Source organism: Sporomusa intestinalis, from assembly GCF_055383785.1.
On the sequence record NZ_AP042390.1, the window covers coordinates 1,852,031 to 1,874,230 of the forward strand.

Here is a 22,200-nt window from a genome sequence, read left to right on the forward strand (position 1 = left end):
TCGACGTGAGGAATAAAAAGATAGCCCTATTACTGGTGATGCTTGGTTTTTGCCTGCTGGCGGGGGGGATTTTCCTCAAGGGCTTGTTTACGGCGCCGACTGGCGGCCAATACCGGAATAGTACCGGGCTGGCAAGTGCCTACCAGGCGGAGGCTGAGATTGCCCGGGCGTGGGAACAACTGCAGCAGAGCCGGGAGAAAGCGACCGTTATCAGCCGGGGCAGCAGTAAGCAGCGGCAGCTGGCCCTTACCTTCGACGGACTGGCGGACCCGATTACTATGCAGCGGATATTAGACTTACTGCAGCAATATCAGGTTAAGGCCACCTTTTTTGTGGGGGGGCTGCAGGCGGCCGAAGATCCGCAAATGGTTGTCAATATGAAAACTGCCGGCCACAGAGTGGAAAATTATAGCCTGTACGGTATGGCAAACATGGAAACGCTGCCGGAGGAGCGGCTGATTAAAGATTTTAGCCAGGCCGGGAAAATTCTCAGCGTTGTGACCGGCCAGGGGCCGAATCTTTTAAAATGCAATGATACAAAATATACCGACCAGGTGCTGCAGGCAGCCAGAGCCGCCGGGTTTAAAGGCGTAGTCAGCAGTGACGTTTTGTTTAACGCCGGCCATATACCCTCGGTGGCAGCCGCCGAGGAGTTTGTCGGCCAGCTGCGGCCGGGGAGTATCATTGCCGTTAAGCTGCAGCGTAATGTGGAGCCGGTTAGCAAGGAACAGGGGCGGACGACCGGAACCCCGGCCATAGACAAACAACCGGGCCTGAAAGCACTGCCGGCATTAGCAGACCAACAGGAAACAGGGCTTGTCGATGCCGTGGCGAGGCTGCTCCTGGCCCTGCATACGGCAGATTACACTCCCGTATATGTGGAAGACTTTTATCAGCAGCAGGGTGCCGGCTCGGCCAATATAGCGTCAGCGGTTTCCGTCCCGGCCAAAATAGCTGCTTTCGTGCGGGGCCAGGCCGCAAGTCTGTTCGGCGTCCGGACCGCTTATGCGGCCGCCGCGGCCGAGGATAACCGGGCCCAGGAAATTAAGACAATATTCACCACTGAGCCGGCGGTCGCGTATACCTTCGGCGGCCTGGCCAATGAAACCGCTGTGGCCGATGTACTGGGGAGACTAAGGGAGCTTGGCATTACAGCGACTTTTTTTGTAGCCGAACCGGAAATAAAAAAATACCCTGCCGTGCTGCGGCAGATTATTGACGGCGGTCACGAAATCGGGCTGGCGATCAGGCCCAAAGAGGGGGAAACGGCAGCGGAAACCCGCAGCGTGATTATTGAAAACCGCAAAATCCTGCAAGAGCAGTTTGGAGTGGAAACCAACCTGATTAAACAGCCCTGGGGGGCCATAACCGATGCCACCCGCGAGGCCGTCGCCAGCCTGGACTGCAGACTGATCGGCCAGGCGGTCAACGTTGTGCAAAGCAAGCATCAGGATTATAGCTCGGCCGAGCAGGTAATGGCCGAGATTTTCGGCAAAGCGGTATTTTCTCTGGCCCGCGGCCAGATTGTACACTTTAGGATGGATTATTATACAAATGACAGGCTGATTGGCGACTTGGCGGTACTGATCAAGCAACGGAAAATTGACAACATTGCCTATGCCACCTCCTACGATAACCCGGCCATTAATCCTGCCAATGACTCACAGTACAGGATCAAGCCTGTAGGTGAGATGCTTAGCCATACCCGGCTGCTGTACCAGTATCCGGTGGACCCGGCCGCCGTCCCTGTCCAGGTAAGAGCCGACAGGCCGGGGCTGCAGGTGGGGCAGGATACGATGCTGCCGGAGATTGCCAAGCGCTATATTGGCAACAAAGACATCGTTTATGGCAAAAGCACGCGCGGTTTTTCGAAAATGGAAGCCCGGCGCCTGGACAACAGTGGCTTAGTCCACACCGAGGATAATGTTATTTTCCTGACCTTCGACGACTGGGGAACTGATGCCGCCATTAATAAAATACTCTATGTCCTGCGCAAGCATAACGCCACAGCGACGTTTTTTATTCTGACCAACAATGTGCTGCATAACCCCAATCTATTGCGGGCGATTGCCGCGGAAGGCCATAATATCGGCAATCACTCTGACCAGCATAAGCCGATGGCTGTCCGGGACCCGAAAGCGGCCGGCCAGGTGATCGTGGAGGATCAGCAGGAATATGGCCGGGAACTGGCTTTAGCCTATAAAAAACTGCATGATGTCACCGGCGATATGACCCTCAATGGCCAGCCGCTGCTGACCCGGTTTTTCCGGCCGCCAACCCTGGCGATCAGCAAGGCGGGGGTTGAGGCCGTGCTCGGAGCCGGCTCGGACTACATTGTTTCCGGTTCGTGCAGTACCAATGACTATCGGGCGGAAAGTGTGCCTCAGCTGGTAAATGTCATTAAGGACGGAATTTATACCAACAGCGGTGAAGTGAAAAAAGGCTCGGTTGTGATCATGCATATGACCGACAGTGCCGCCTATACGGCAATGGCGCTGGATATACTGCTGACTGCCAATGCAGCCAAAGCGGATTCTGATCCTTCCAAGTTTAAGGTCGGCCGGCTGGCCGATTATCTAACTGCGGGTTATTCACAGACAGACCGCAGGCAGACGCTGAATGTAACAGCTCAGGCCAGGCGGAATTTTTAATCCATGGCCACCGGACAGCAGGGGATGATCAGGTGCTGCTCAGGGCGGCAGCATAGAAATGGCGGTGAAGTTGAATGTGATTACGTTAGATCAGCAAGCAAGCAAAGCCGAACAGGATATTTTACTTGTTGCTAAACCGGACCGCAGGCGGCTGGCCAAGGTGCCTGACAAGGCGGGCCGGCGCAGCCATATTGACAGGCGCCGGGTACAGGGCAAGCAGGAGCAGGCTGAGCTTGATATGGCCCGCAGCATCGACAATGAAAACAAGGGCAAACGGTATCTGGTTGATTATGCCGTTGCCATCGAATACAGTGTGGCCGGCAAAAAATTCACCTGTACCGGTAAAGGGGCCGATATCTCGACAAGCGGTATGCTGCTGGCAGTGCCGGCCGATGTGGCCCAGGCCTTAAGCCAGTCAACCGCAATCAGGCTGAAGTTTGTTATAACCCCGGGGTCGATGCCGGAAGGTTATGAGATGAAAGTCAACATTGCCGCCCGCTATATCCGCCGCAGCCAGGCCGCAGACGGAACAGCCCTGTGTGGTGTGGAGTTTATCGAATCACTGGCCCAGTACGCTAACCGGAAGAAAAACTGGTATATGCTTGCGGCCGCCTCGCTGCTGCTGTTCTTGATTACGGCCTGTATCCTGCTGCTGCGGGCCGAAAGCGTGCTTTATTTTAAATTTAACAAGCTGGTGTATATGTATAGTATTATTGCCGCTGGTTTTTTGCTTACCAGATACCTGTTCGGCTCATTTTACCGTCCGGTTCCCGTTGATAAGAGCTATACGCCGGGAGTGACGATTGTAATCCCCTGCTTCAATGAAGAGCAATGGATACAAAGAACGATTTTGGGCTGTGTTAATCAGGACTATCCGGTCGACAAACTGGAGGTTATTGTTGTCGATGACTGCTCGAACGACGACTCGTTTGCCCGGATCGAAGAAATAGTGGCAGAGCTGAAAGCCACCGAACACCGCTATGCGGTTGACACAAGACTGCATTATATCCGGCAGGAAAAAAACCTGGGCAAACGGGAGGCTTTGGCCAAAGGGACCCTGATGGCAGCCCATGAACTGGTTGTGTTTGTGGATTCAGACAGCTTTCTCGATCCCTTTGCCATCCGGAATATTGTCCAGCCGTTCAAAGATGCCAAAATGGGTGGTGTTTCCGGCCGCACCGATGTTGCCAACACCTATACCAATGCCCTCACGAAGATGCAGGCTGTCAGGTACTATATCGCCTTCCGGATCATGAAAGCGGCGGAAAGCTATTTTGATGCCGTTACCTGTCTGTCCGGACCCCTCTCGTGCTATCGCAAGGAACTGGTTGTAAAATATCTGGATGCCTGGCTGAATCAACAGTTCTGCGGTGAGAAAGCCACCTTTGGCGATGACCGCAGTATGACCAATTTTATCTTAAAAGAGAACCGTACCGGTTATCAGGATACGGCCATCTGCAATACGATTGTGCCGAACACCTACCGTGTTTTTTTGCGACAACAAATGCGCTGGAAACGGTCCTGGCTCCGGGAGTCGCTGATTGCCGCCACGTTTATGTGGAAAAAGGAACCGTTTATGGCCCTGTCCTTTTATATGGGGCTGCTGGTGCCGCTGTTATCGCCGCTGATTGTTATTTATAACCTGCTGTATATTCCTGTAACCCACCGGGTATTGCCGCTGACCTTTTTGCTTGGCCTGTGTTTAATGGCCCTGATGATGAGTATGGCCCAGCTGCTGCTGAGAAAAAGTTCAACCTGGGTTTACGGATTATGGTTTTGCCTGTATTATGAGGCTGTGCTTTTGTGGCAGATGCCGGTTGCCTGGGTTACGTTCTGGAAAACTACCTGGGGAACACGCATGACACCGGCCGATCTGGCCGAACTGGCGAAAAAGAACCGCCGCAAGCAGCAGGGAATAAGCCTATGACCCGAGAAAATGAACAATTCACCACCCGTAAAGACCGGAAAAAAATGTTCCGGACCGGACTGCAGGTGCTGATTATCCTGGCCGTAGTTGCCGGTTGTCTGGCTGCTTTAAATACCTTTAAGACATATACGCCTTATTCGCAGCAAGGGATCACTCCGGCCGGGGATAAAGGCTTTATTGCCCTGGCCTATTTTGGCGTGGAAAGAACAGGCAGCCAGAACCTGATCGGCGCCGGGCGCTTGCGCGAGCATTTACAGGCCCTGCAGGCTTGCGGGTATGTAACAGTTACCCAGCAGGATATTGTGAACTACTATCAGTCAGGGCAGGACCTGCCGGAAAAGGCCTTGTTCCTACTGTTTGAAGACGGGCGGCGGGATACGGCTATTTTTGCCCAGAAGATCCTGGAAGACCTGAATTTTAAAGCAACCATGCTGACTTATCCGGAGAATTTTAATAAGAAAGATACAAAATTCCTGCTGCCGGCCGACCTGGCCGAGCTGGAAAAAACAACCTTCTGGGAAATGGGCACAAATGGCTACCGGCTCGCCTTTATCAATGTATTTGACCGTTATGACAACTACCTGGGAGAACTTTCCCCCCTGGAGCACGCTGCGGTGGCACCCTATTTAGGGCGCAGCTACAATCATTATTTAATGGACTATATCCGGAACGAATATGGGATTCCCCAGGAGAGCTACAACCGGATGAAAGCCCGGCTGGCGTTCGATTATGAAGCCCTGCGCGACAGTTATACCAAGTCCCTTGGCTATGTGCCGGGAACCTATGTATTAATGCACTCCAATACCGGCAGTTTCGGCAATAACGACCAGGTAAGCGCCGTGAATGAGTACTGGATGAAAGCGCTGTTTGCCATGAACTTTAACCGGGAAGGGTTCAGCTTTAACCAGAGAAACAGCAGCATCTATGACTTAACGCGGATGCAGCCCCAGGCGTACTGGCACACCAATCATTTACTGATGCGTATTAAGTATGACACGAATCAGGAAATGACATTTGTTACCGGCGATGCCGCCAAGCATAAAGCCTGGGAAACGCGGCAGGGTGCGCTTGAGATTCAGGAGGAAGCAATCATTTTGACATCCCTGCCGCAAGCTAACGGGCTGCTGCGTTTGCAGAACAGCGATGATTTTAAAGATCTGAAGCTTTCCGTAAAACTCCGGGGCAATAAACTGGGACTGCAAAAGATCTATCTCCGGGCTGATGATAACCTGAACAGATTTTTAGCTGTATACCTGCTGAACAATATTCTTTATGTTACGGAAAAAAATAACGGGGCCGAACAGGAATTATTCCGGTTAGACCTGGATACACACGATGGCAAAGAGGTCTTGTCCATGCCGGAAGATAAGAAGGCGGCCGAGCTGCGGGAACTGGAGACGTTGCTAAAATATGCCGGTTCGGCGGCCGAGGTAAAGCTGTATACAGAGCGCTTACGGGCGAAAAAGCTGGAAGCGGTCCCCGGCGTGGCGGCGGGAGCGGCAGCCTACAAGCCTGACCTCAGTGTCCATGCCCGGGGCGACCGGCTGTTGTCCCTGTCACTTAAGGGTGACAGGCTTAGTATCCAGATTGATGATAAAGACGCGGTGCAGGCACTGACGGTAGCCGTAACCGGGGCGGGCGCCGTGTATCTTGAGGCGGCCTGGGGCGGTTATGGCTGGAGTCAGAGAAATCTGGCCGATGATGTGTATGACGGCGTTTTTGAGCAGCTCACAATTACCGGGAATACCGGGGCTGACAGGGAAAAAATTTTGTTTGACAGCAGGCTGCAGGGAGTGGCGGCGGTTAAGCTGGCAGTCAGACAACTGTGGACCGGCCTGATAAACTGGTTTATTGTAAACTTATAGGCAAAGGGGAAGTGTGTAAATGAACGGCAATGGTTGGACAATCGGCAAGGCCATGGTACTGGCAGCCGTCTTTGTTTCCCTGATTGGCTGTAATGGCCAGTCGGCCGGCAACCAAACCCTGACAGAATCAGCCAGGCGCTCGGCCTGGCTAACCTACTGGGATTTGGCGGCAGGCGCAAAAGACCTGGCGAGAATCGGCAAAAAGCTGGACCAGCTCTCTTATTTTGGAGCCTACTTTGCTGAAGACGATACGCTGTTCCTGCCCCCGGCGCTGAGGGACCAAAAAAATGAGCTGGCAGCGAAACAACCGGGCTATGAAACCTATCTTACTTTTGTCAATGACAAGCAAAACGCCGATGGATCGATGGTGATGAAAGACACGGAGGTTCTCCGCCGGGTGCTGGCCGACGAGGCCGCGATGGAAAAACATATTGCTGAGATTGTCGCCCTGACCTTGCAGGCCGGCTTTGACGGCATTGAGATTGATTATGAAAGAATATGGAAAGAGGAAGAAGTCGGCCGGTTATTTTTAACCTTTGCCGATAAACTATATGCCAAAGCCCGGCAAAATGACTTGAAGCTGAGGCTGGTGCTGGAGCCGGGGACACCGTTTGCCGCCGCCGCTTTTCCCCCGGGGCCCGAATATGTGGTTATGGCTTATAATCTTTATGGCGTGCACAGCGGACCAGGGCCAAAGGCCGATAAGGCGTTTATCCAAAAGACAGCGGCCCGCATGCAGGCTTTACCTGGGGAAAAATCGCTGGCCTTGTCCACCGGCGGCTGCCTGTGGAGCGATAACGGGGAAAAGCGCTTTCTGACGGAAGCAGAGGCCAAAACCCTGGCCGCGGTTTACGAGGCGGAGCCCGTTAGGGACGGCGAAAGCCAGTGCCTGGTGTATTCTTATCAGGATAACGGCATTGCCTACCAGGTATGGTATGCTGATGTGAAAACATTAAATTACTGGCTTGCCGTTGCCCGGGAACAGGGGATAAATAATATCAGCCTGTGGCGTTTGGGGGGGAATGTGGCGGTTAATAAACTTAAATAAAACCCTGCGGCGGCGCAAAAGGCCTGCCGGCGATTTGGCCGGCAGGCCTTTTGGTCAGTAACCAGGCTAAAAAGCCGCCGGTTGGATTCCGGCAGCTGGCTTACGACGGATAAGCAACCTGAAAAGAGATTTGGTTGATATAGGCGTTTGTATCCTGGGTCAGCCAATGATTCTGCAGGGGGAGCAGATAGATATTGCTCATAATTGTCAGTCGGTTAAGCGCAATGAATTCCATAATTTTTTTATATACGGTTGGCGCCTCTTGATAATAGGTCCCCCGGAAGCGCATTGTCAGATATAAGCCGGCCGGGCGGACGAAGCAGTGCTTTTTGGCGGCATTATGGGCAACCGGTGTGAAATACTGGATGGTTTTATTAAATTTCCCGGCCAGAAACTCATCTTTAGCAATAATCCAGCCGGTGGTAAATTCTTTGAAGTGCTTTTTGGAGACGGCGGTTTGATTGTGCCTTGACAGAATTCTGATCCGTTCCCGCACAGCCATTCCTTCTGTTAACAATTCGCTGACAAATAAGGTTTTTTCCGGCTGATAGTTCAGTTGAATTTGATCAAACAGGGTTTTGCGGATTTTCGCTATTGTTTTCAATGACAACTGTAAACTGCTTTTAATCTTGGCCGTTTCTTCGATCAGCTTATCGCATTCTTTTTCTTTGTCCAGCAGCAACTGCTCGAAATTTTCCAGGCTGCGATGCTGGAGATAATTTTTGATAGCCTGGATAGGAATATTTAGCTTACGCATATTGAGAATAATTTCCAGTATGAGGTATTGCGAAACAGAATAATAGCGATAGCCGTGCTGGTTTACAAAGGCCGGGGCCAGTAATTCATTTTTGTCATAATACAATAATGTTTGCTTGGGAATACCGTAGAGCGCAGCCAGCTCGCCGGCGGTGATGTAATTCTCTTTGTCATTTGCCATATTCCCTTTTCTCCTATCTCAATAATGGAACGCCTGACTTAGTGCGCGGCAAAAGCGGTACAGCCAATTAATATTGTAATCATTATTATTGATAAATCAGGGCCTGTCAAGTGTATAAAAGGCTTGACTATACAACCGGTATATAGTTTACCTTAGAAGTTAAAATACGCTGCTATGCAGATTAATTAAATAATGGGAAGACAGGTGCCGAAAGGCTTAATAGATAAATCGGTGCAACGCCGATGCGGTCCCGCCACTGTAACGGGGAGCGATGCCACAACATGTCACTGAAGGTCAGTTTGGGAAGACGTGGCTGAGCAATGAACCGGAGCCAGGAGAACTGCCTGTTTTTATTACCGCAGCCTACGAGTGATAGGACGGGTAAAGATACTGACAAGTGGTTATTTGCCATGTCTTTTGTGTGCGCAAATCAGACCGGCGCAGTGCTTAAAAACCTTTCCCCCGCGCGGGGGAAAGGTTTTTTTATATAGATAACATGAGCAGAGTAAGGGGTTTTGTTGATGAAAAAAAATGTGTCCCGGAAAAAAGCGATGAGTCTGGCAATTATTTCGGCCCTGACACTTGCGGCCGGCCTGGGGCCTGGCACGGCCCAGGCCGAAGCGGTGAAAACCTATTTTCTCGATGAGGTAGTTATTACAGCGACGCGGACACCGGTAAAGGAGTTTGATGCCAATGCCAATATTACGGTAATCACGAGCAAAGAGATTGCAAGAAATCATTATGCCAATCTGTCGGAGGCCTTGCGGGAAGTACCTGGCGTTATTATCAACAACTACAGCTTAGCCGGGTATTATGGCAGTAATGGCATGAAAATTAACGGTGCCGACGAGGTTGTGGTGTTAATTGACGGCGTTAAAGTGAATTCAGCCGGGGCCAAGTTTTCGCCATCGATGTTTGCCAACCTGGATACTATTGACCGTATTGAGGTGCTGAAGGGTTCTGCTTCTACTTTGTACGGATCTGACGCCAAAGGCGGGGTTATCAATATCATCACCAAAAAAATTGAGGGCAACAGCTCGCAAGTAAAGCTGGAAAGCGGCAGCTACAAGGGCGAGAATTATTCGTTTATGCACGAAGAACGGCAGGGGGACTGGGGCTGGCGGGTGATTTCCAAGAAATCGCTGCTCGGCGATTTTAAAGATGGCCGCGGCCTTACGGTACCGGCCGCTTTGAATGCCGATATGACAGGCATCAAACTCACCAAAGAATTCGGCGGGAAATCGGATCTGATCTTTTCTTATGATACCTATAAGGCCGATTACAAATTTCAATCCCTGTGGGACAGCCGGTTTAAAACAGGGACAACCGATAATTACAATGGCCGGGTGATTTATAATACCCGGTTGGACGAGAACACGACCAATCAATTCGCAGTCGGCATAAATAGGTACGATGATTTGTATCAACTGGACAGCGGCGATTTTTACGCAACCAAGGTTAAGACCGTAAGGATTTCCGATCAGGTTACCAAAAACTTTGCCGACACGCATCTGGTGACGACCGGTTTTGAATTTGCCGAAGATAAGGTAATTTCCTTTAACGGGATAAAATTAACGAACCGGGCCCTGTATCTGCAGGATGAATGGAATATTACCGGCCAGTGGAAATTAACCGGCGGCGTCCGTTATGACAATAACTCCGGCTTTGGCAGCCATACTACCCCCAGTATCAATCTGGGCTATAAATTCAGCGATAAAACCAATATGTACCTGGGCCGCAGCGAATACTTTATTCCGCCGTCGCCGTCGCATTTATACAATACCACCTACGGCAATCCCAACATTAAGCCGGAAACAGGCCATACGTCCGAAATCGGCATTAACCACCGCCTTGATGATACCTTTGTGGCCTCGGCCCATATTTTTAAACGGAATTCTAAAGACCGGATCGGCTATGTTTATCCCCGGTATGCCAATGTCGGCGATGAGAAGGCCGACGGCTGGGATATTCAGCTGCGCAAGCAATTTTCCAGCGCCATGAGTGCTTTTGTCGGCTATACCCATACCAATGTGGACGCAACCCAACAAAGAGCGGCCAATGTGGACGGCTATGTTCCTAAAGGTGCCTGGAATGTCGGCACTGATTACAGTGCCGGCAAATTAGACATTTCGCTTGTCGGCAAAGGCATTATCGACAGGCCAGGTCCCCAAACCGCTGACGCCGTGGATGATTTTTTCCCGGCCAACACCTACTGGGTCTGGGATATCGGGGTCAATTACCAGGCCAGCAAAGCCGTCAAAGCCTTCGTAAAAGTGAATAATATCTTTGATAGATTTTATGCAGAGCACTCCAATGCCCGTTATAACTGGAGCGCAACCCCGGCTGGACAATGGTGGAGCGCCCCGGGGCGGAATATCCGCGTCGGTATGGAGTATACATTCTAAGCTATTGACTGTATGACCGCTATATAGAGTAGAATGGAAAAAAACTACATTTGAAATGAGGTAAAGACATGCTTACTGAAAAAAAACATCCTGCTTATGAGCTGCCCTCTGATCCCCATGCACAATCACGCTATGAAAGTGCAAAGAAACACGCTCAGTGGGCGAAAGCCGCAGGGAAACCGTCCGGGGAAATTCATGCGATTTTTCGTAAGGTAATGGACTTCGACCCCAAAAACTTGCCAGACATTCCTGCTGACGCGGCCCACAAGAAATATCGCTCTGCCCTGATACAGGCCCAAAAAGCGATAGAGGACGGCAAGACGGCGCAAGAGGCGCATAACCTCTTCCGCAATATTGTCAATGCGCAGGCCGGCGGTCAGGGGCATTAGCGGCAATGACCGAAAAAACCACCCGGGTACGGGTGGTTTTTTCGGTTCTAGCTGGTAAAAGTGGGGAGGCTGAAAAATGGGTAACATTTTATTTTTAACAAACATTGACCGCCAACTTTATTTATGGCGCCAGGCCGAGAAAATGCTGGCGCAGCAACGGCCGGCGGTCCCGGGCAGCAGTAAAATGATTCAGGAGTCGACACCCTGGGGCGACGAATGGCAAAGCCGGCTGGCGGCTGCCGCTATCGTTATCTGCCGCTGGATGGGAACCGGTCTGGATTGCCGGTTTTTGCAAAATGCAGCGGCATTTATGCGGCAAAATAAGATCAGGCACCTTTTTTTAGTGGAAGATGCCGGTGATGACATAATTCAATATGGCATTACCCCAAGGCAGGAATTGCTGCTGCGCCGCTATTTTGCCTATGGTGGCGTTGACAATCTTTATCACTGCCTGCTGTGGCTGAACTGTGAATTTTTCGGAGCCGCCTATCCTTGCCAGGAGCCCTGTTTATTGCCCTGGCATGGTATTTATCATCCGCAGGCCCAGGCAGTATATCAGGATTTCCAGCAATATAAACAGGACTTTTGCCAGGCGGGGCGGCCGACTATTGGCCTGGTTTTTTACCGGGATGAATGGATTTTAGGTGATTTGGCCTATCACAAGGCAATCATTCAGGCAATAGAAAAAAGCAACATGAATGCAGTCCTTGTCTTCACCAACGGCCAGCCTAATCCGGAAGTCAATGCCCCCGGTGCCCAGGCGGCGTTCGAGAAATATTTTTATGAAGACGGCCGGGTTGTGATCGATGTATTAATAAACTGTATAAAGTTTTCTTTGACTACGACCCAGGCTTTAGAGCTGGCGGCGATCCAACGGTTAAATGTGCCGCTGCTACAGGCTTATACCCTGTTTAGCTCTTATCAGGACTGGGAGCGAAGCAGCGAAGGCATGACGCCGGTGGAGATTTCGGTAAGCGTGAGTTTGCCGGAATTTGACGGCATTATTCATTCCGTACCAATTGCGACCAAAGAACAGAATGAGCGGGGCCTTGCTGCCTATGTACCCATGCCCGAGCGAATCTCGCTGCTGGTACGGAAGGCGGAAAAATGGGCCCGTTTACGGTCTAAACCGAATGCGGAAAAAAAGGTCGCCATCGTATTTCACAATTATCCGCCGTTAAACGCCAATATTGGCAGCGCGGCCGGCCTGGATTCGCCGGAAAGTGTGCGCCTCTTACTGGCCGCAATGGCAGGTCAGGGCTATGTGATTGATCACATTCCGGCCGACAGTAAAAGCTTTATGGAAGAGTTAACTGCCCATGCCACCAATGACCGCCGGTTTATCACCGCCAAACAGATCCGAGAAGCCAAAGGTCAGTTAACCACTGCGCAGTATCTGCAATTTTTTAAACCCCTGGCCCCAACAACGCAGGCCCAGCTGGAACAGGACTGGGGTCCAGCACCTGGTACTGTATTTAACTATGATGGACAGTTATTAATACCCGGAACCTTAAAAGGAAATATCTTTGTTACGGTCCAGCCGCCAAGAGGGTTTGGCGAAGACTCGTCCAAACTGCTCCATTCTCCCGATTGTGCGCCCACCCATCATTATATCGGCTTTTATCACTGGCTGCGGGATATATGGGGGGCCGATGCGCTGGTCCATGTCGGTACCCATGGGTCGTTGGAATGGCTGCCGGGAAAAGGGGCGGGGCTGTCCAGACAATGCTACCCTGATATTGCGATTGCCGATATGCCGAATATTTACCCGTATTGGATAACGATTGTGGGAGAAGGGGTGCAGGCCAAACGGCGCAGTGCCGCCTGCCTCATCAGCTACCTAACGCCACCTATGAGTCAATCAGGGACCTATGATGAACTGGAAGAGTTAGAAAAGATAATGGATGAATATTGTCACTTTAAAACAACACAGCCTGATAACGTGGAAGCGGTCAAAGCCTTGATCCGGGAGAAAGTTGCGGCTGCTAACCTGACCGGGGATATACCGGAGAAGGCCGGAGAAAGTTTTGCTGAATACATCGGCAAGGTACATGCCTATGTGACTGATATTAAGAATATGCAAATCCGGACCGGACTCCATATTCTGGGGTGCCCGCCCGAGGCTGATGATATGATTGAGTATTTGTTGGCCCTGACACGCCTGGAAAACGGAGAAATTCCTTCCTTACGGCAAACGTTGGCGGCGAGCGCGGGCTTTGCGTATTATGAGCTGCTGGAAAACAGCAGTACAATGCTGACTGACGGTACAAAAACATATGGTGCCGTTATTGATGAAATACAAATAAAAAGCAAAGAAATCATTTTGATCCTGGCAGCAGAGCAGTTTAAGGCCGAGGCGGTACATAAAATTAATCAGCTATCCTGGGTCCGGGATTTATCTCAGGACCATTTAGCTAACATACTGGTAGTCGCAGAGTATATCTGTAATAAGATTGTACCGGCTTTGTTGAAAACCAGGCAGGAAATTACTAATTTAATGGCAGCTCTGGACGGGGAGTATATCGAGCCAAGCGCCGCCGGTGCGCCTACCAGCGGCGGGGCCGACCTGCTGCCGACAGGGCGGAATTTTTACGGCCTTGATCCCCGGGTCCTGCCCACCCCTGTGGCCTGGGAAATCGGCAGGAAAATGGGGGACGAGGTCATCGCCCGGTATATCGCCGAAGAGGGGCGTTATCCGGAATGCGTGGGCATCGTATTGTGGGCCGGCGCCAATATGCGCAGCCACGGCCAATGTATCGCTGAATTTTTATATCTGATGGGGTTAAGACCGGTCTGGCAGCGGGGCAGTATGAAAGTGATTGATGTGGAAATTATTCCGATTCAGGAATTAAAGCGGCCGCGGATTGATGTAACAGGCCGGATTAGCGGCATGTTCCGCGATAGCCTGCCGGCCGCCATTGCCTGGCTGGATAAAGCGGTGGCTATGGTAGCCGACCTGGAGGAAAGCCCGGATATAAACTATGTGCGCAAACATGTCCTGGAAGATGCCGCCGCGTTGGCAGCACAGGGCATGGATAAAGCAACAGCCTGGGAACAGGCCTCTTACCGCATATTCGGTGATCCTCCCGGTGCCTATGGGGCCGGGGTCGGCGAACTGCTGGAATCGAAAAACTGGACAACCATTGATGATCTGGCCAATGTCTATATCCGGTTTTCCGGCCATGCTTATGGCGCCAAAGGCCAGGGGGCCTATCTGCCGGAGCTGTTTAAGAAACGGATGGCAGGCCTGGATATAACCATCAAAAATGAAGACAACCGGGAATGCCATATGTTAAGCTCGGATGATTTCAACGCCTATCACGGCGGGATGATTGCCACCGTCCGGTCTCTGCGCGGGACAGCGCCGCGTTCTTACTGCGGTGACAGCAGTGACCGGCACAAGGTGCTCATGCGCAGTTTGCAGGAAGAAGTAAAGCGATTGTTCCGCGGTGAGGCCATCAATCCCAAATTTATTCAGGGGATGAAAAAACATGGCTATAAGGGGGCCCAGGATCTGGCCAATTATGTGGCCCACAGCTATCAGTGGGATGCAACCAGCGGGGTCCTCGAGGATTGGATGTACGAAAAATTTGCCGAAAAATATGCCTTTGACCCAGCTATGCAGGCCTGGATGCAAGAAGTGAATCCCTGGGCCTTACAGCGTCTGACCGAGGTGTTGCTGGAAGCGGAGCAACGGGGCTTATGGCAGGCCAGGCCTGAAACCAAACAGGAGCTGCAGCAATTATATTTGTCGTTGGAGGGCGAACTGGAAGACCGCAGTGATAGAGACTGATAGCTGGCGGCCGGTTTTTATGTAAGCTGCTGAATACTAAACAGAATTCAAATAATTATTAATTATAATAGATAAAACTATAGTTAATATATTTGAACAGGAGGAGCATAATTTGGCAGCAACGGTCATTCCCTTTCCCGCCAAAAAAGGGCAGGATCTGTCGCAGGTGGAGTCACTGCTCCGGAAGTGGCTGAGTAAACTATCCCATAATCATGATATGACTGAGCATATCGTAGAGCGGATGCTGATTTATGTTGAGCAATATGGCAGCAGGCTGTTTGAGCCGGCTTTTAATCTGCCGGTGCCGCCCAGCTTCTCGCAAGCGGAGGCCGAAGCTTTATTAGGCTCCATTGAGAAGGGGGTCGACGATATTGCCGTGCAGGTCCAGGAAATGGTCAGCCGGATCATTATCGAACGGTTTTTCCTCGAAATCGAGCTGTATGAAAACAGGCAGGGCGGAAAAAACCACATAAAATAGCCATACAGTTCGCACTGTATGGCTATTTTTTAGCTTGCCCGCGGCTTACAGCGGCGGCTGGGCCTGACCGGGGCCACACTCCGGTCTGGCCGGCGGGTGCGGTGGGCGAAGCGCAGCGGCTACTGCTTTGGCCTGGTCTGCGGACAGCCCGGCCGTTTGCTGCAAATCACGGATAAAATTCTCTTTTTCCTGCTGCCGTTTTTCCATTTCCTGCCGGCGCGCCTCTGCCTTTTGTTTGAAAAAATCAAGCAGCTTGTCAGCCTGTTTCTGGGAAATGGTTTCATCCTTTACGAGTTGAGCAAGGGCTTTCTCCAGCTGGCGTTCCCGCCCGGCCGGATCCGGCGGCTGCCCTGGCCCGGCCAGGGGATAAGCCTGCGGCGGTTGATCTTGCGGGGCATTTTTGGCCAGCGCGGCTGTTCCGAGCGAGAGCAGCAGGCACCCTGCCACTAGGGTGCTGACAATTCTTTTTGTTATCCTGATGTTCATAACAACTACCTCCTGTAACTACCGATTTACTATTATTATGGCGGCGGTTTGTTACAGCTTTGTCACAGGATTATATAAATATGTTATATTTTTCCGGCCTTGTCAAGCTCAAACCAAAAAACAACCCCCCCGGCCGTATTCTCCACACCATAGCCGTTGCCGTGCTGCTGCTGAATGGCCCGGACAATCGACAGGCCCAGGCCGTACCGGCCATGTTCCCGGGTACGGGCTTTATCTATTTTGTAGAAACTGGTCCAGAGCTTGTCCAGGCTTTCCTCCGGTATCGGCCGGCCGGAGTTAAAGACCGAGACTTTGAGTTTATTGCCGGTATCCATTACCCCTATTTTGATGACTTTGGCAAAATCGGCATGATAGATGGCATTGGTAAACAGATTGAGCAAAACCTGCTCGACCCGCAAGCTGTCCCCATGGGCGTAACAGCCGGCCGTACTGTCTACGGTCAGTGTAATCTCTTTGTTGGCCAGAATGGTCTGGTATTTTTTTATCATGTCGCTTATCAGGGCCAGGAGATCAAAATCCGATCTGTTCAACTGAAACAGGCCTGACTCGATTTGCGATAAATTAAGCAGGTCCTTGACTAATTTATCCATCTTCTCCGCTTCGTCAATAATGATGGAACAATAATAGTTCCGGCCTGCCTCGTCGCCGGCTACATTTTCCCTTAACCCTTCGGCATAGCCCTGAATCAGGGCCAACGGTGTTTTTAGCTCATGGGACACACTGGAAACAAAGCTTTTGCGCATGCCGTCCAGGGCCCGCTCTCTTTCCACATCGGCCATTAACTGCTGATTTTTCCGGCTAAGCTCGATGATGGCACTGTCCAGCTGTTCTGAGAGATGATTGATGCTCCGGCCGAGTTCACCCAGTTCGTCGCTGCGGGTTACGGTACATTTAAGGGAAAAATTGAGGCAGGCCATATTCTGGGCGATCCGGTTCAGCTCCAGGATCGGCTCGGTAAACTTCCTGGCAACGAGGAAAGCCCAGGTACCGCCTGACAACAATACGAGCAGGCCGGTAAAGGCCATAAACTGGGCGGCGACAACGGCGCTTTCCGACACCGGTGCCAAAGGCTGCCTGATGATCAGGCTATCGTTATTGGCCAACTGCCGTTCCAGGGCCATGAATTCAATCCGCAGGCTCAAATCGTGCTGCATCTCTAAGACTGTCCGGCTGTCGATGGTTTCCTTGCTTTTAAGCTCATACCGGGGGATTGGGGGCGGCTGAAAAGGCGGAGCCGGCGGGGCTGGTCCGTCCGGGGGCGGCAGCGCCGGCGCCGGGGAAACATCTGCCAGTTTCTGATTGCTGATCCGGTTAAATGAACTGTACTTGATATGACCATCCTGGGTATAGATGATAACGCCGGCCCCCAGGGTATGGGCGATCCGTTCCAGCTCCAGGGCTATTTCCTCCGGCTGTCCCTGGTACAGTTCATCAATCAGCTTGCTGTTGGCCAGCAGGATATCCTGCTTCTGCCAGATGTAGTATTTTTCCAGGCCAAGGCGGATCAGCCCCCAGGAGAGTATTACAAAAAACAGCAGCAGCCCGCTGAGGACAACAAATAGTTTGGTGCGGATGGATAGTGTCATTTTCCCGCCTCGAAGCGGTAGCCATAGCCCCGGATGGTCTGGATCAGGCTGCTTTTGCCGCCTAATTTGCTGCGCAGCCGGTTGATGTGTGTGTCAACAGTCCTCAGGTCGCCGAAATAGTCGTAGGTCCAGACCTGGTCCAGAATCTGCTGGCGGCTCAGGGCAGTGCCCATATTATCTGTAAAGTAAATAAGGAGCTCATACTCTTTGGGGCTCAGATCAATCAGCTGTTGGTCAATATACACCTGCCGGGCGGCCGGATCAATTGTCAGCCCGTCGCAGACGGCCGGCTTATCCGCTTCCAGGCGCCGGAACAGGGCATTAACCCGCGCTGTCAGGATTTTCGGGCTGAACGGTTTCGTAATATATTCATCGGCCCCGATTTCAAAAGCAAATAACTGGTCCACCTCTTCGCCTCTGGCAGTCAGCATAATTACCGGAACATTGCTGTTTTTCCGGATTTTCCGGCACACTGTCCAGCCGTCAGGCTCAGGCATCATGACGTCCAGAATGACAAGATCGATCTTATGGCCTGAGAGGATAGCCAGAGCGGCATGGCCGCTGTCCGCTTCCAGCAGGTTATAACCTTCCCGCCTGAGAAAGTCAGCCACCAGCTTGCGCATACGCAGTTCATCATCCACAATCAGTATTGTTTTGTTCATACCGGGTCTCCTTGTTGCTTTATGTATAACCATAGCATAAGGAGTAACAGACGGGAAGTCAATCGCTTTATGCGCTAAACATCCCCGGGGCCTGGGGTGAAATATAACAATTTAGCGGCGTTGTAACAAAACTGTAACAATCTGCCGTCATACTTATAGATATACCAAAAACCAGGCGGAACAGCCGTGGCGGCCAAGGCTTACAATCCGGCGAGGCCCGGCTCAGCAGGGCCATGGAGATGGCAGTATACTAGAAATGAGGGTAAGTTATGCAAATAATTTGGCAGAAAGTCAAGCACTATAAACGGTGGCTGGCTGTGAGCGCGGCGGTGCTGCTGGCTGGGGCCGGGGGTGTCATGTATTACGGGCAAAGCAGCCCGCCTGCTGCCGCTGAAGCCACCGTGGCTGTGGAACGCGGTACCATTCAGGCAACCGTAGCCGCCACAGGCACAATCTCTGCTGTCAATACAGTGGAGATCAGTTCCCGGGTCACCGGGTTGATTACGGAAGTACATGTGAATGAAAACGATGTTGTGAAAGCCGGACAGGTCTTAGTGGTACTGGATGATTCCAGTGTCAAAGCCCAGGTTGCCCAATATAGCGCCCAGCTGGAAAACTACGCCGGCATCTATGAACGCAGCCAGCGGCTGACCGCTATCGGCGGTCAGTCGGTGCAGCAGCTGGAGGCCGACCGGACCAATTACCTTGTTGCCCGGTCAAATTATGACAATTATGCCACACAGCTGGCTTATTATGTGATTAAAGCCCCGATTGACGGAGTTGTTATCGGCAAGCCGACACCGGCCGGCCAGACTGTTGCCCAGGGGATTTCCACGCCCCAGGTGATTATGACCATTGCCGATATGTCGAAAATGCAGATTAAGGTACTTGTCGATGAAACCGATATCGGCCGGGTAAAAGACGGGCAAACCGTGGCTTTTACCGTGGATACATACACCGATAAGACCTTTACCGGCCGAGTGACCAAAATATCCCGGGAAGCGACCACCTCATCCAATGTTGTCTATTATCCCGTATATGTGGATGTTGATTTGCCGGAGGGATTATTGTATCCCACCATGACGGCCAGGGTAACGATTCAGGTGGGCGAAAGCCGGGATGTGCTGGTAGTGCCGCTGTCAGCGATCAAAGAAGAGCAGGGACAAAAATATGTACAGGTTATGGCTGCCGGTGAAAGCCGGAAAACCGCAGTTAAAACAGGCTTGAGCGATGACGCGCGGATCGAGATCGCCGGCAGCCTGCAGGCGGGCGACCTTGTTGTCGTGCCTGCAGCCAAGGCAAAAACCAATACCAATGCCAATGCCAATCAGGGGCCGCCTCCGCCGATCTAAAGGCTGCAGCAAGCGGAAGATCAGCCGGGGAGGGGCGCAACATGAGTATTGTTTTAACAGACATAAGAAAAATTTATTATATGGGCGATACGGCTGTGCAGGCTTTGGCCGGGGTGACATTAACGATTAAGGACGGTGAATTCGCGGCCATTATCGGCCCGTCCGGATCAGGCAAATCGACGCTGATGAATATTATCGGCTGCCTGGACCGGCCCACCAGCGGTTCATACCGGCTGGCAGCCGTGGAAGCAGCCGCCATGACAGAGGTTGAGCTGGCTGCGGCCCGTAATCGGCAAATCGGGTTTGTCTTCCAGAATTTCAATCTCCTGTCCCGGATCTCGGCCTTGCATAATGTGGCGCTGCCCTTGATCTATGCCGGGACCGACAGGCATACCCGGCTGGCGCGGGCCGAGCAGAATCTGAAAAGAGTCGGTTTGGGCGAGCGCATCCATCACCGGCCGAATGAGCTTTCCGGCGGTCAGCGGCAGCGCGTGGCCATTGCCCGGGCCCTGATCAATGACCCGCCCATCCTGATAGCCGATGAACCCACAGGCAACCTTGACTCCAAAGCCAGCAATGAGATCATGGAGATTTTCTGCCGCCTTAACCAGCAGGGCCGCACCGTGATTATGGTTACCCATGAGCCGGAGATTGCTGCTTACGCCCGGCGGGTTATTCAGGTACGGGACGGTAAAATTCTTACAGATGAAGTCAAACAGGAGGTGGGAGCATGTTTTGGGAAAGCGTCCTCATTGCGTTAGCGGGGCTCAGGACCAATAAGCTGCGCACCGTGCTTACCATGCTGGGCATTATCATCGGGGTCGGGGCGGTGATTGCGATGGTGTCGGTCGGTTTGGGGGTGCAGCAGAAGGTGGAAAATTCCATTGCCGGCCTGGGCAGCAACCTGCTGATTGTTATGCCTGGCGCCAATTCTCCCTCCGGCGGCGTACGTCTGGCGGCCGGGTCGAATATTACGCTGACAAAACAGGACGCCCAGGCCATTGCCCGGGAAATTGCCGGTGTTAATTATGTGGTGCCGTCGGTCAGCCAGCAATTTCAAATCATTTACGGCAATCAGAACTGGAATAGCACTGTCCAGGGAACGACCCAGGATTTTTTGCAGATCCGGAATTATACCCTGGCCGCCGGTTCTTTTTTCACGGCCAGTGATGAAAACACGCGGGCCCGGGTAGCCGTGCTCGGCCAGACGGTGGCCACGAATTTATTCGGCGGCGCCAGTCCTATCGGTCAGACACTGCGGATTGGCACGGCTCCGTTCCGGGTGATCGGCGTGCTGGCCGGCAAAGGCCAGTCGTCGATGGGGCAGGACCAGGACGACATCGTAGTGGTGCCTTTGCCCACTGCCCAGGACCGGCTGCTTGGCCAGGCCTATCTCAATAATATCAGCATTCAGGTCGAAAACGACAAAATAATGGATAAGGTGCAGGACGATATTACCGCCTTATTAAGAGCGCGGCACCGTCTGGCGGCAAACGTCGAGAATGATTTTTCCGTGCGCAATCTGACAGCCCTGATGACCACCATGCAGGAAACTACCGGTACAATTACGCTGTTCCTCGGCGCTGTGGCCGCCATTTCGCTGCTGGTGGGCGGCATTGGGATTATGAATATTATGCTGGTTTCCGTAACCGAGCGGACCCGGGAAATCGGCATCAGAAAAGCATTAGGGGCAACCTATGGCAACATTCTTTTGCAGTTTATCATTGAGGCCATCGTTATTGGCGTTACCGGCGGCCTGATCGGCATCCTCCTGGGCGTGGCCGGTGCCCGGCTGATATCGCTGGTAGCCGGCTGGAGCACTGTCGTTTCGGGGGCGGCCATCGTGGCGGCTTTTGGCGTTTCCGTGTTGATCGGCCTGTTTTTCGGCATTTACCCGGCCCGCAAAGCGGCCTTGCTTGACCCGATTGACGCCCTCAGGTATGAATAGCAGTAAGGCCGCAGCGAAGCTTTATTTTTAGCGGAAAAGGAGAAACCAGACTGTACATTCCCATAAAAATTATGGAAAAATACTTACCCTGGCAGTTGGAACATAACTGGCAGGGAATTTTTTTTGCTGTTGCCGGACTAAACAAAATCTAAACATTTTTTTGCGAGAATATTGCTGGAACAAGAATTCTTAATACCGGGAAACCAGGCAATGTTAAAGGAGGAAAAAAATATGAGTACAAGTTCAGTTTCAAGCTATTGGAAAACGCCGACTGTCACCGCTGCCGACACCAGCAGCACTACCGGGACAAGCTCCCTCGATTTTCAGGACTTTGTGGAGTTATTGGCAACAGAACTCAAATACCAGGACCCGCAGGACCCGGTAAGCAGTACCGAATATGTGGCCCAGCTGGCTCAATTTGGCACCTTAGACAAGCTTAACACCATCGGCAACAGCGTGGATGCCTACCAGGCCTACGAATTAATCGGCAAGTCTGTTACCTATGCGGCAACCGATGCCACCGGCGCGACGGCAAGCGCCACCGGGACCGTGGATTCGGTTACGCTCAAAAGTGGCGTCGCCTATCTGAATATTGGCAGCACCCAAGTCGCGCTTAGCTCGGTTTCGCAGGTAGCGGAAGCAAGCAGTTAAG

16 protein-coding genes and 1 riboswitch are annotated in these 22,200 nt (G+C 52.1%); of the genes, 12 read left to right on the forward strand and 4 right to left on the reverse strand.

Going from position 1 to position 22,200, the window contains the following annotated elements; all coding sequences use genetic code 11:
* The first annotated feature begins 5 nt into the window (after positions 1 to 5).
* Genes ACZ481_RS08350 through ACZ481_RS08365 form a run of 4 tightly spaced genes read left to right on the forward strand, consistent with a single transcriptional unit; the run spans position 6 to position 7,491 of the window.
* A complete protein-coding gene (locus ACZ481_RS08350; protein WP_464769690.1) occupies positions 6 to 2,651 on the forward strand; it encodes a polysaccharide deacetylase family protein in 2,646 nt (881 codons plus the stop codon).
* A 58-nt stretch (positions 2,652 to 2,709) separates the two neighbouring features.
* Positions 2,710 to 4,578, forward strand: coding sequence for a glycosyltransferase family 2 protein (locus tag ACZ481_RS08355; RefSeq protein ID WP_464769691.1), 1,869 nt, complete (start codon positions 2,710 to 2,712; stop codon positions 4,576 to 4,578).
* Positions 4,575 to 6,443, forward strand: coding sequence for a glycoside hydrolase (locus ACZ481_RS08360; RefSeq protein ID WP_464769692.1), 1,869 nt, complete (start codon positions 4,575 to 4,577; stop codon positions 6,441 to 6,443). Before ACZ481_RS08355 ends, ACZ481_RS08360 begins: the two co-directional genes overlap by 4 nt.
* 19 nt (positions 6,444 to 6,462) lie before the next feature.
* Positions 6,463 to 7,491: a glycosyl hydrolase family 18 protein gene (locus ACZ481_RS08365; protein WP_464769693.1), complete on the forward strand. Its 1,029-nt coding sequence runs from the start codon at positions 6,463 to 6,465 to the stop codon at positions 7,489 to 7,491.
* A 100-nt stretch (positions 7,492 to 7,591) separates the two neighbouring features.
* Here the strand turns inward: ACZ481_RS08365 and ACZ481_RS08370 are convergent, their stop codons facing one another.
* Positions 7,592 to 8,428 (reverse strand): MerR family transcriptional regulator, encoded by an 837-nt coding sequence (locus ACZ481_RS08370; protein ID WP_464769694.1) that lies wholly within the window; start codon positions 8,426 to 8,428, stop codon positions 7,592 to 7,594.
* A gap of 185 nt (positions 8,429 to 8,613) precedes the next feature.
* Positions 8,614 to 8,790: riboswitch (cobalamin riboswitch) on the forward strand.
* Between the two features lie 159 nt (positions 8,791 to 8,949).
* Between ACZ481_RS08370 and ACZ481_RS08375 the strand changes: the two genes are divergently transcribed.
* From ACZ481_RS08375 to ACZ481_RS08390, 4 genes are all read left to right on the forward strand, one after another.
* Entirely contained in the window at positions 8,950 to 10,833 is a 1,884-nt protein-coding gene (locus ACZ481_RS08375) for a TonB-dependent receptor plug domain-containing protein (protein ID WP_464769695.1), read from the forward strand.
* Between the two features lie 68 nt (positions 10,834 to 10,901).
* Complete coding sequence (locus ACZ481_RS08380; RefSeq protein ID WP_464769696.1) at positions 10,902 to 11,222, forward strand: hypothetical protein; 321 nt, start codon at positions 10,902 to 10,904, stop codon at positions 11,220 to 11,222.
* 76 nt (positions 11,223 to 11,298) lie between these two features.
* Positions 11,299 to 15,015: a cobaltochelatase subunit CobN gene (cobN, locus tag ACZ481_RS08385; protein ID WP_464769697.1), complete on the forward strand. Its 3,717-nt coding sequence runs from the start codon at positions 11,299 to 11,301 to the stop codon at positions 15,013 to 15,015.
* A gap of 112 nt (positions 15,016 to 15,127) precedes the next feature.
* On the forward strand, positions 15,128 to 15,493 hold the full coding sequence (locus ACZ481_RS08390) for a hypothetical protein (protein ID WP_464769698.1): 366 nt from the start codon (positions 15,128 to 15,130) through the stop codon (positions 15,491 to 15,493).
* 45 nt (positions 15,494 to 15,538) lie between these two features.
* On the opposite strand, the gene ACZ481_RS08395 is transcribed toward ACZ481_RS08390, so the two are convergent.
* From ACZ481_RS08395 to ACZ481_RS08405, 3 genes are all read right to left on the reverse strand, one after another.
* Positions 15,539 to 15,979 carry a hypothetical protein gene (locus ACZ481_RS08395; RefSeq protein WP_464769699.1) on the reverse strand — a complete coding sequence of 147 codons (441 nt, stop codon included), beginning with the start codon at positions 15,977 to 15,979 and terminating at the stop codon, positions 15,539 to 15,541.
* 83 nt (positions 15,980 to 16,062) lie between these two features.
* Positions 16,063 to 17,586, reverse strand: coding sequence for a sensor histidine kinase (locus ACZ481_RS08400; protein WP_464769700.1), 1,524 nt, complete (start codon positions 17,584 to 17,586; stop codon positions 16,063 to 16,065).
* Entirely contained in the window at positions 17,583 to 18,248 is a 666-nt protein-coding gene (locus tag ACZ481_RS08405; protein WP_464769701.1) for a response regulator transcription factor, read from the reverse strand. The genes ACZ481_RS08400 and ACZ481_RS08405 overlap by 4 nt, the downstream gene beginning before the upstream one ends.
* 269 nt (positions 18,249 to 18,517) lie before the next feature.
* On the opposite strand from ACZ481_RS08405, the gene ACZ481_RS08410 reads away from it, so the two are divergent.
* From ACZ481_RS08410 to ACZ481_RS08425, 4 genes are all read left to right on the forward strand, one after another.
* On the forward strand, positions 18,518 to 19,600 hold the full coding sequence (locus ACZ481_RS08410; RefSeq protein WP_464769702.1) for an efflux RND transporter periplasmic adaptor subunit: 1,083 nt from the start codon (positions 18,518 to 18,520) through the stop codon (positions 19,598 to 19,600).
* Positions 19,601 to 19,641: 41 nt separating this feature from the next.
* Positions 19,642 to 20,361, forward strand: a complete 720-nt coding sequence (locus ACZ481_RS08415; RefSeq protein ID WP_464769703.1) for an ABC transporter ATP-binding protein — start codon at positions 19,642 to 19,644, stop codon at positions 20,359 to 20,361.
* A complete protein-coding gene (locus ACZ481_RS08420) occupies positions 20,331 to 21,548 on the forward strand; it encodes an ABC transporter permease (RefSeq protein ID WP_464769704.1) in 1,218 nt (405 codons plus the stop codon). The genes ACZ481_RS08415 and ACZ481_RS08420 overlap by 31 nt, the downstream gene beginning before the upstream one ends.
* Before the next feature lie 231 nt (positions 21,549 to 21,779).
* On the forward strand, positions 21,780 to 22,199 hold the full coding sequence (locus ACZ481_RS08425) for a flagellar hook capping FlgD N-terminal domain-containing protein (protein WP_464769705.1): 420 nt from the start codon (positions 21,780 to 21,782) through the stop codon (positions 22,197 to 22,199).
* Position 22,200: the final 1 nt, after the last annotated feature.

Excerpts from the sequence above, each read along its gene's own strand:
- ACZ481_RS08400 (WP_464769700.1), bottom strand. The coding sequence starts at position 17,586 with ATGACACTATCCATCCGCACCAAACTATTTGTTGTCCTCAGCGGGCTG.
- ACZ481_RS08370 (WP_464769694.1), bottom strand. The coding sequence starts at position 8,428 with ATGGCAAATGACAAAGAGAATTACATCACCGCCGGCGAGCTGGCTGCG.
- ACZ481_RS08420 (WP_464769704.1), top strand. The coding sequence starts at position 20,331 with ATGTTTTGGGAAAGCGTCCTCATTGCGTTAGCGGGGCTCAGGACCAAT.
- ACZ481_RS08355 (WP_464769691.1), top strand. The coding sequence starts at position 2,710 with ATGGCGGTGAAGTTGAATGTGATTACGTTAGATCAGCAAGCAAGCAAA.
- ACZ481_RS08365 (WP_464769693.1), top strand. The coding sequence starts at position 6,463 with ATGAACGGCAATGGTTGGACAATCGGCAAGGCCATGGTACTGGCAGCC.
- ACZ481_RS08410 (WP_464769702.1), top strand. The coding sequence starts at position 18,518 with ATGCAAATAATTTGGCAGAAAGTCAAGCACTATAAACGGTGGCTGGCT.
- ACZ481_RS08415 (WP_464769703.1), top strand. The coding sequence starts at position 19,642 with ATGAGTATTGTTTTAACAGACATAAGAAAAATTTATTATATGGGCGAT.
- cobN (WP_464769697.1), top strand. The coding sequence starts at position 11,299 with ATGGGTAACATTTTATTTTTAACAAACATTGACCGCCAACTTTATTTA.
- ACZ481_RS08375 (WP_464769695.1), top strand. The coding sequence starts at position 8,950 with ATGAAAAAAAATGTGTCCCGGAAAAAAGCGATGAGTCTGGCAATTATT.
- ACZ481_RS08395 (WP_464769699.1), bottom strand. The coding sequence starts at position 15,979 with ATGAACATCAGGATAACAAAAAGAATTGTCAGCACCCTAGTGGCAGGG.
- ACZ481_RS08425 (WP_464769705.1), top strand. The coding sequence starts at position 21,780 with ATGAGTACAAGTTCAGTTTCAAGCTATTGGAAAACGCCGACTGTCACC.
- ACZ481_RS08405 (WP_464769701.1), bottom strand. The coding sequence starts at position 18,248 with ATGAACAAAACAATACTGATTGTGGATGATGAACTGCGTATGCGCAAG.
- ACZ481_RS08360 (WP_464769692.1), top strand. The coding sequence starts at position 4,575 with ATGACCCGAGAAAATGAACAATTCACCACCCGTAAAGACCGGAAAAAA.
- ACZ481_RS08380 (WP_464769696.1), top strand. The coding sequence starts at position 10,902 with ATGCTTACTGAAAAAAAACATCCTGCTTATGAGCTGCCCTCTGATCCC.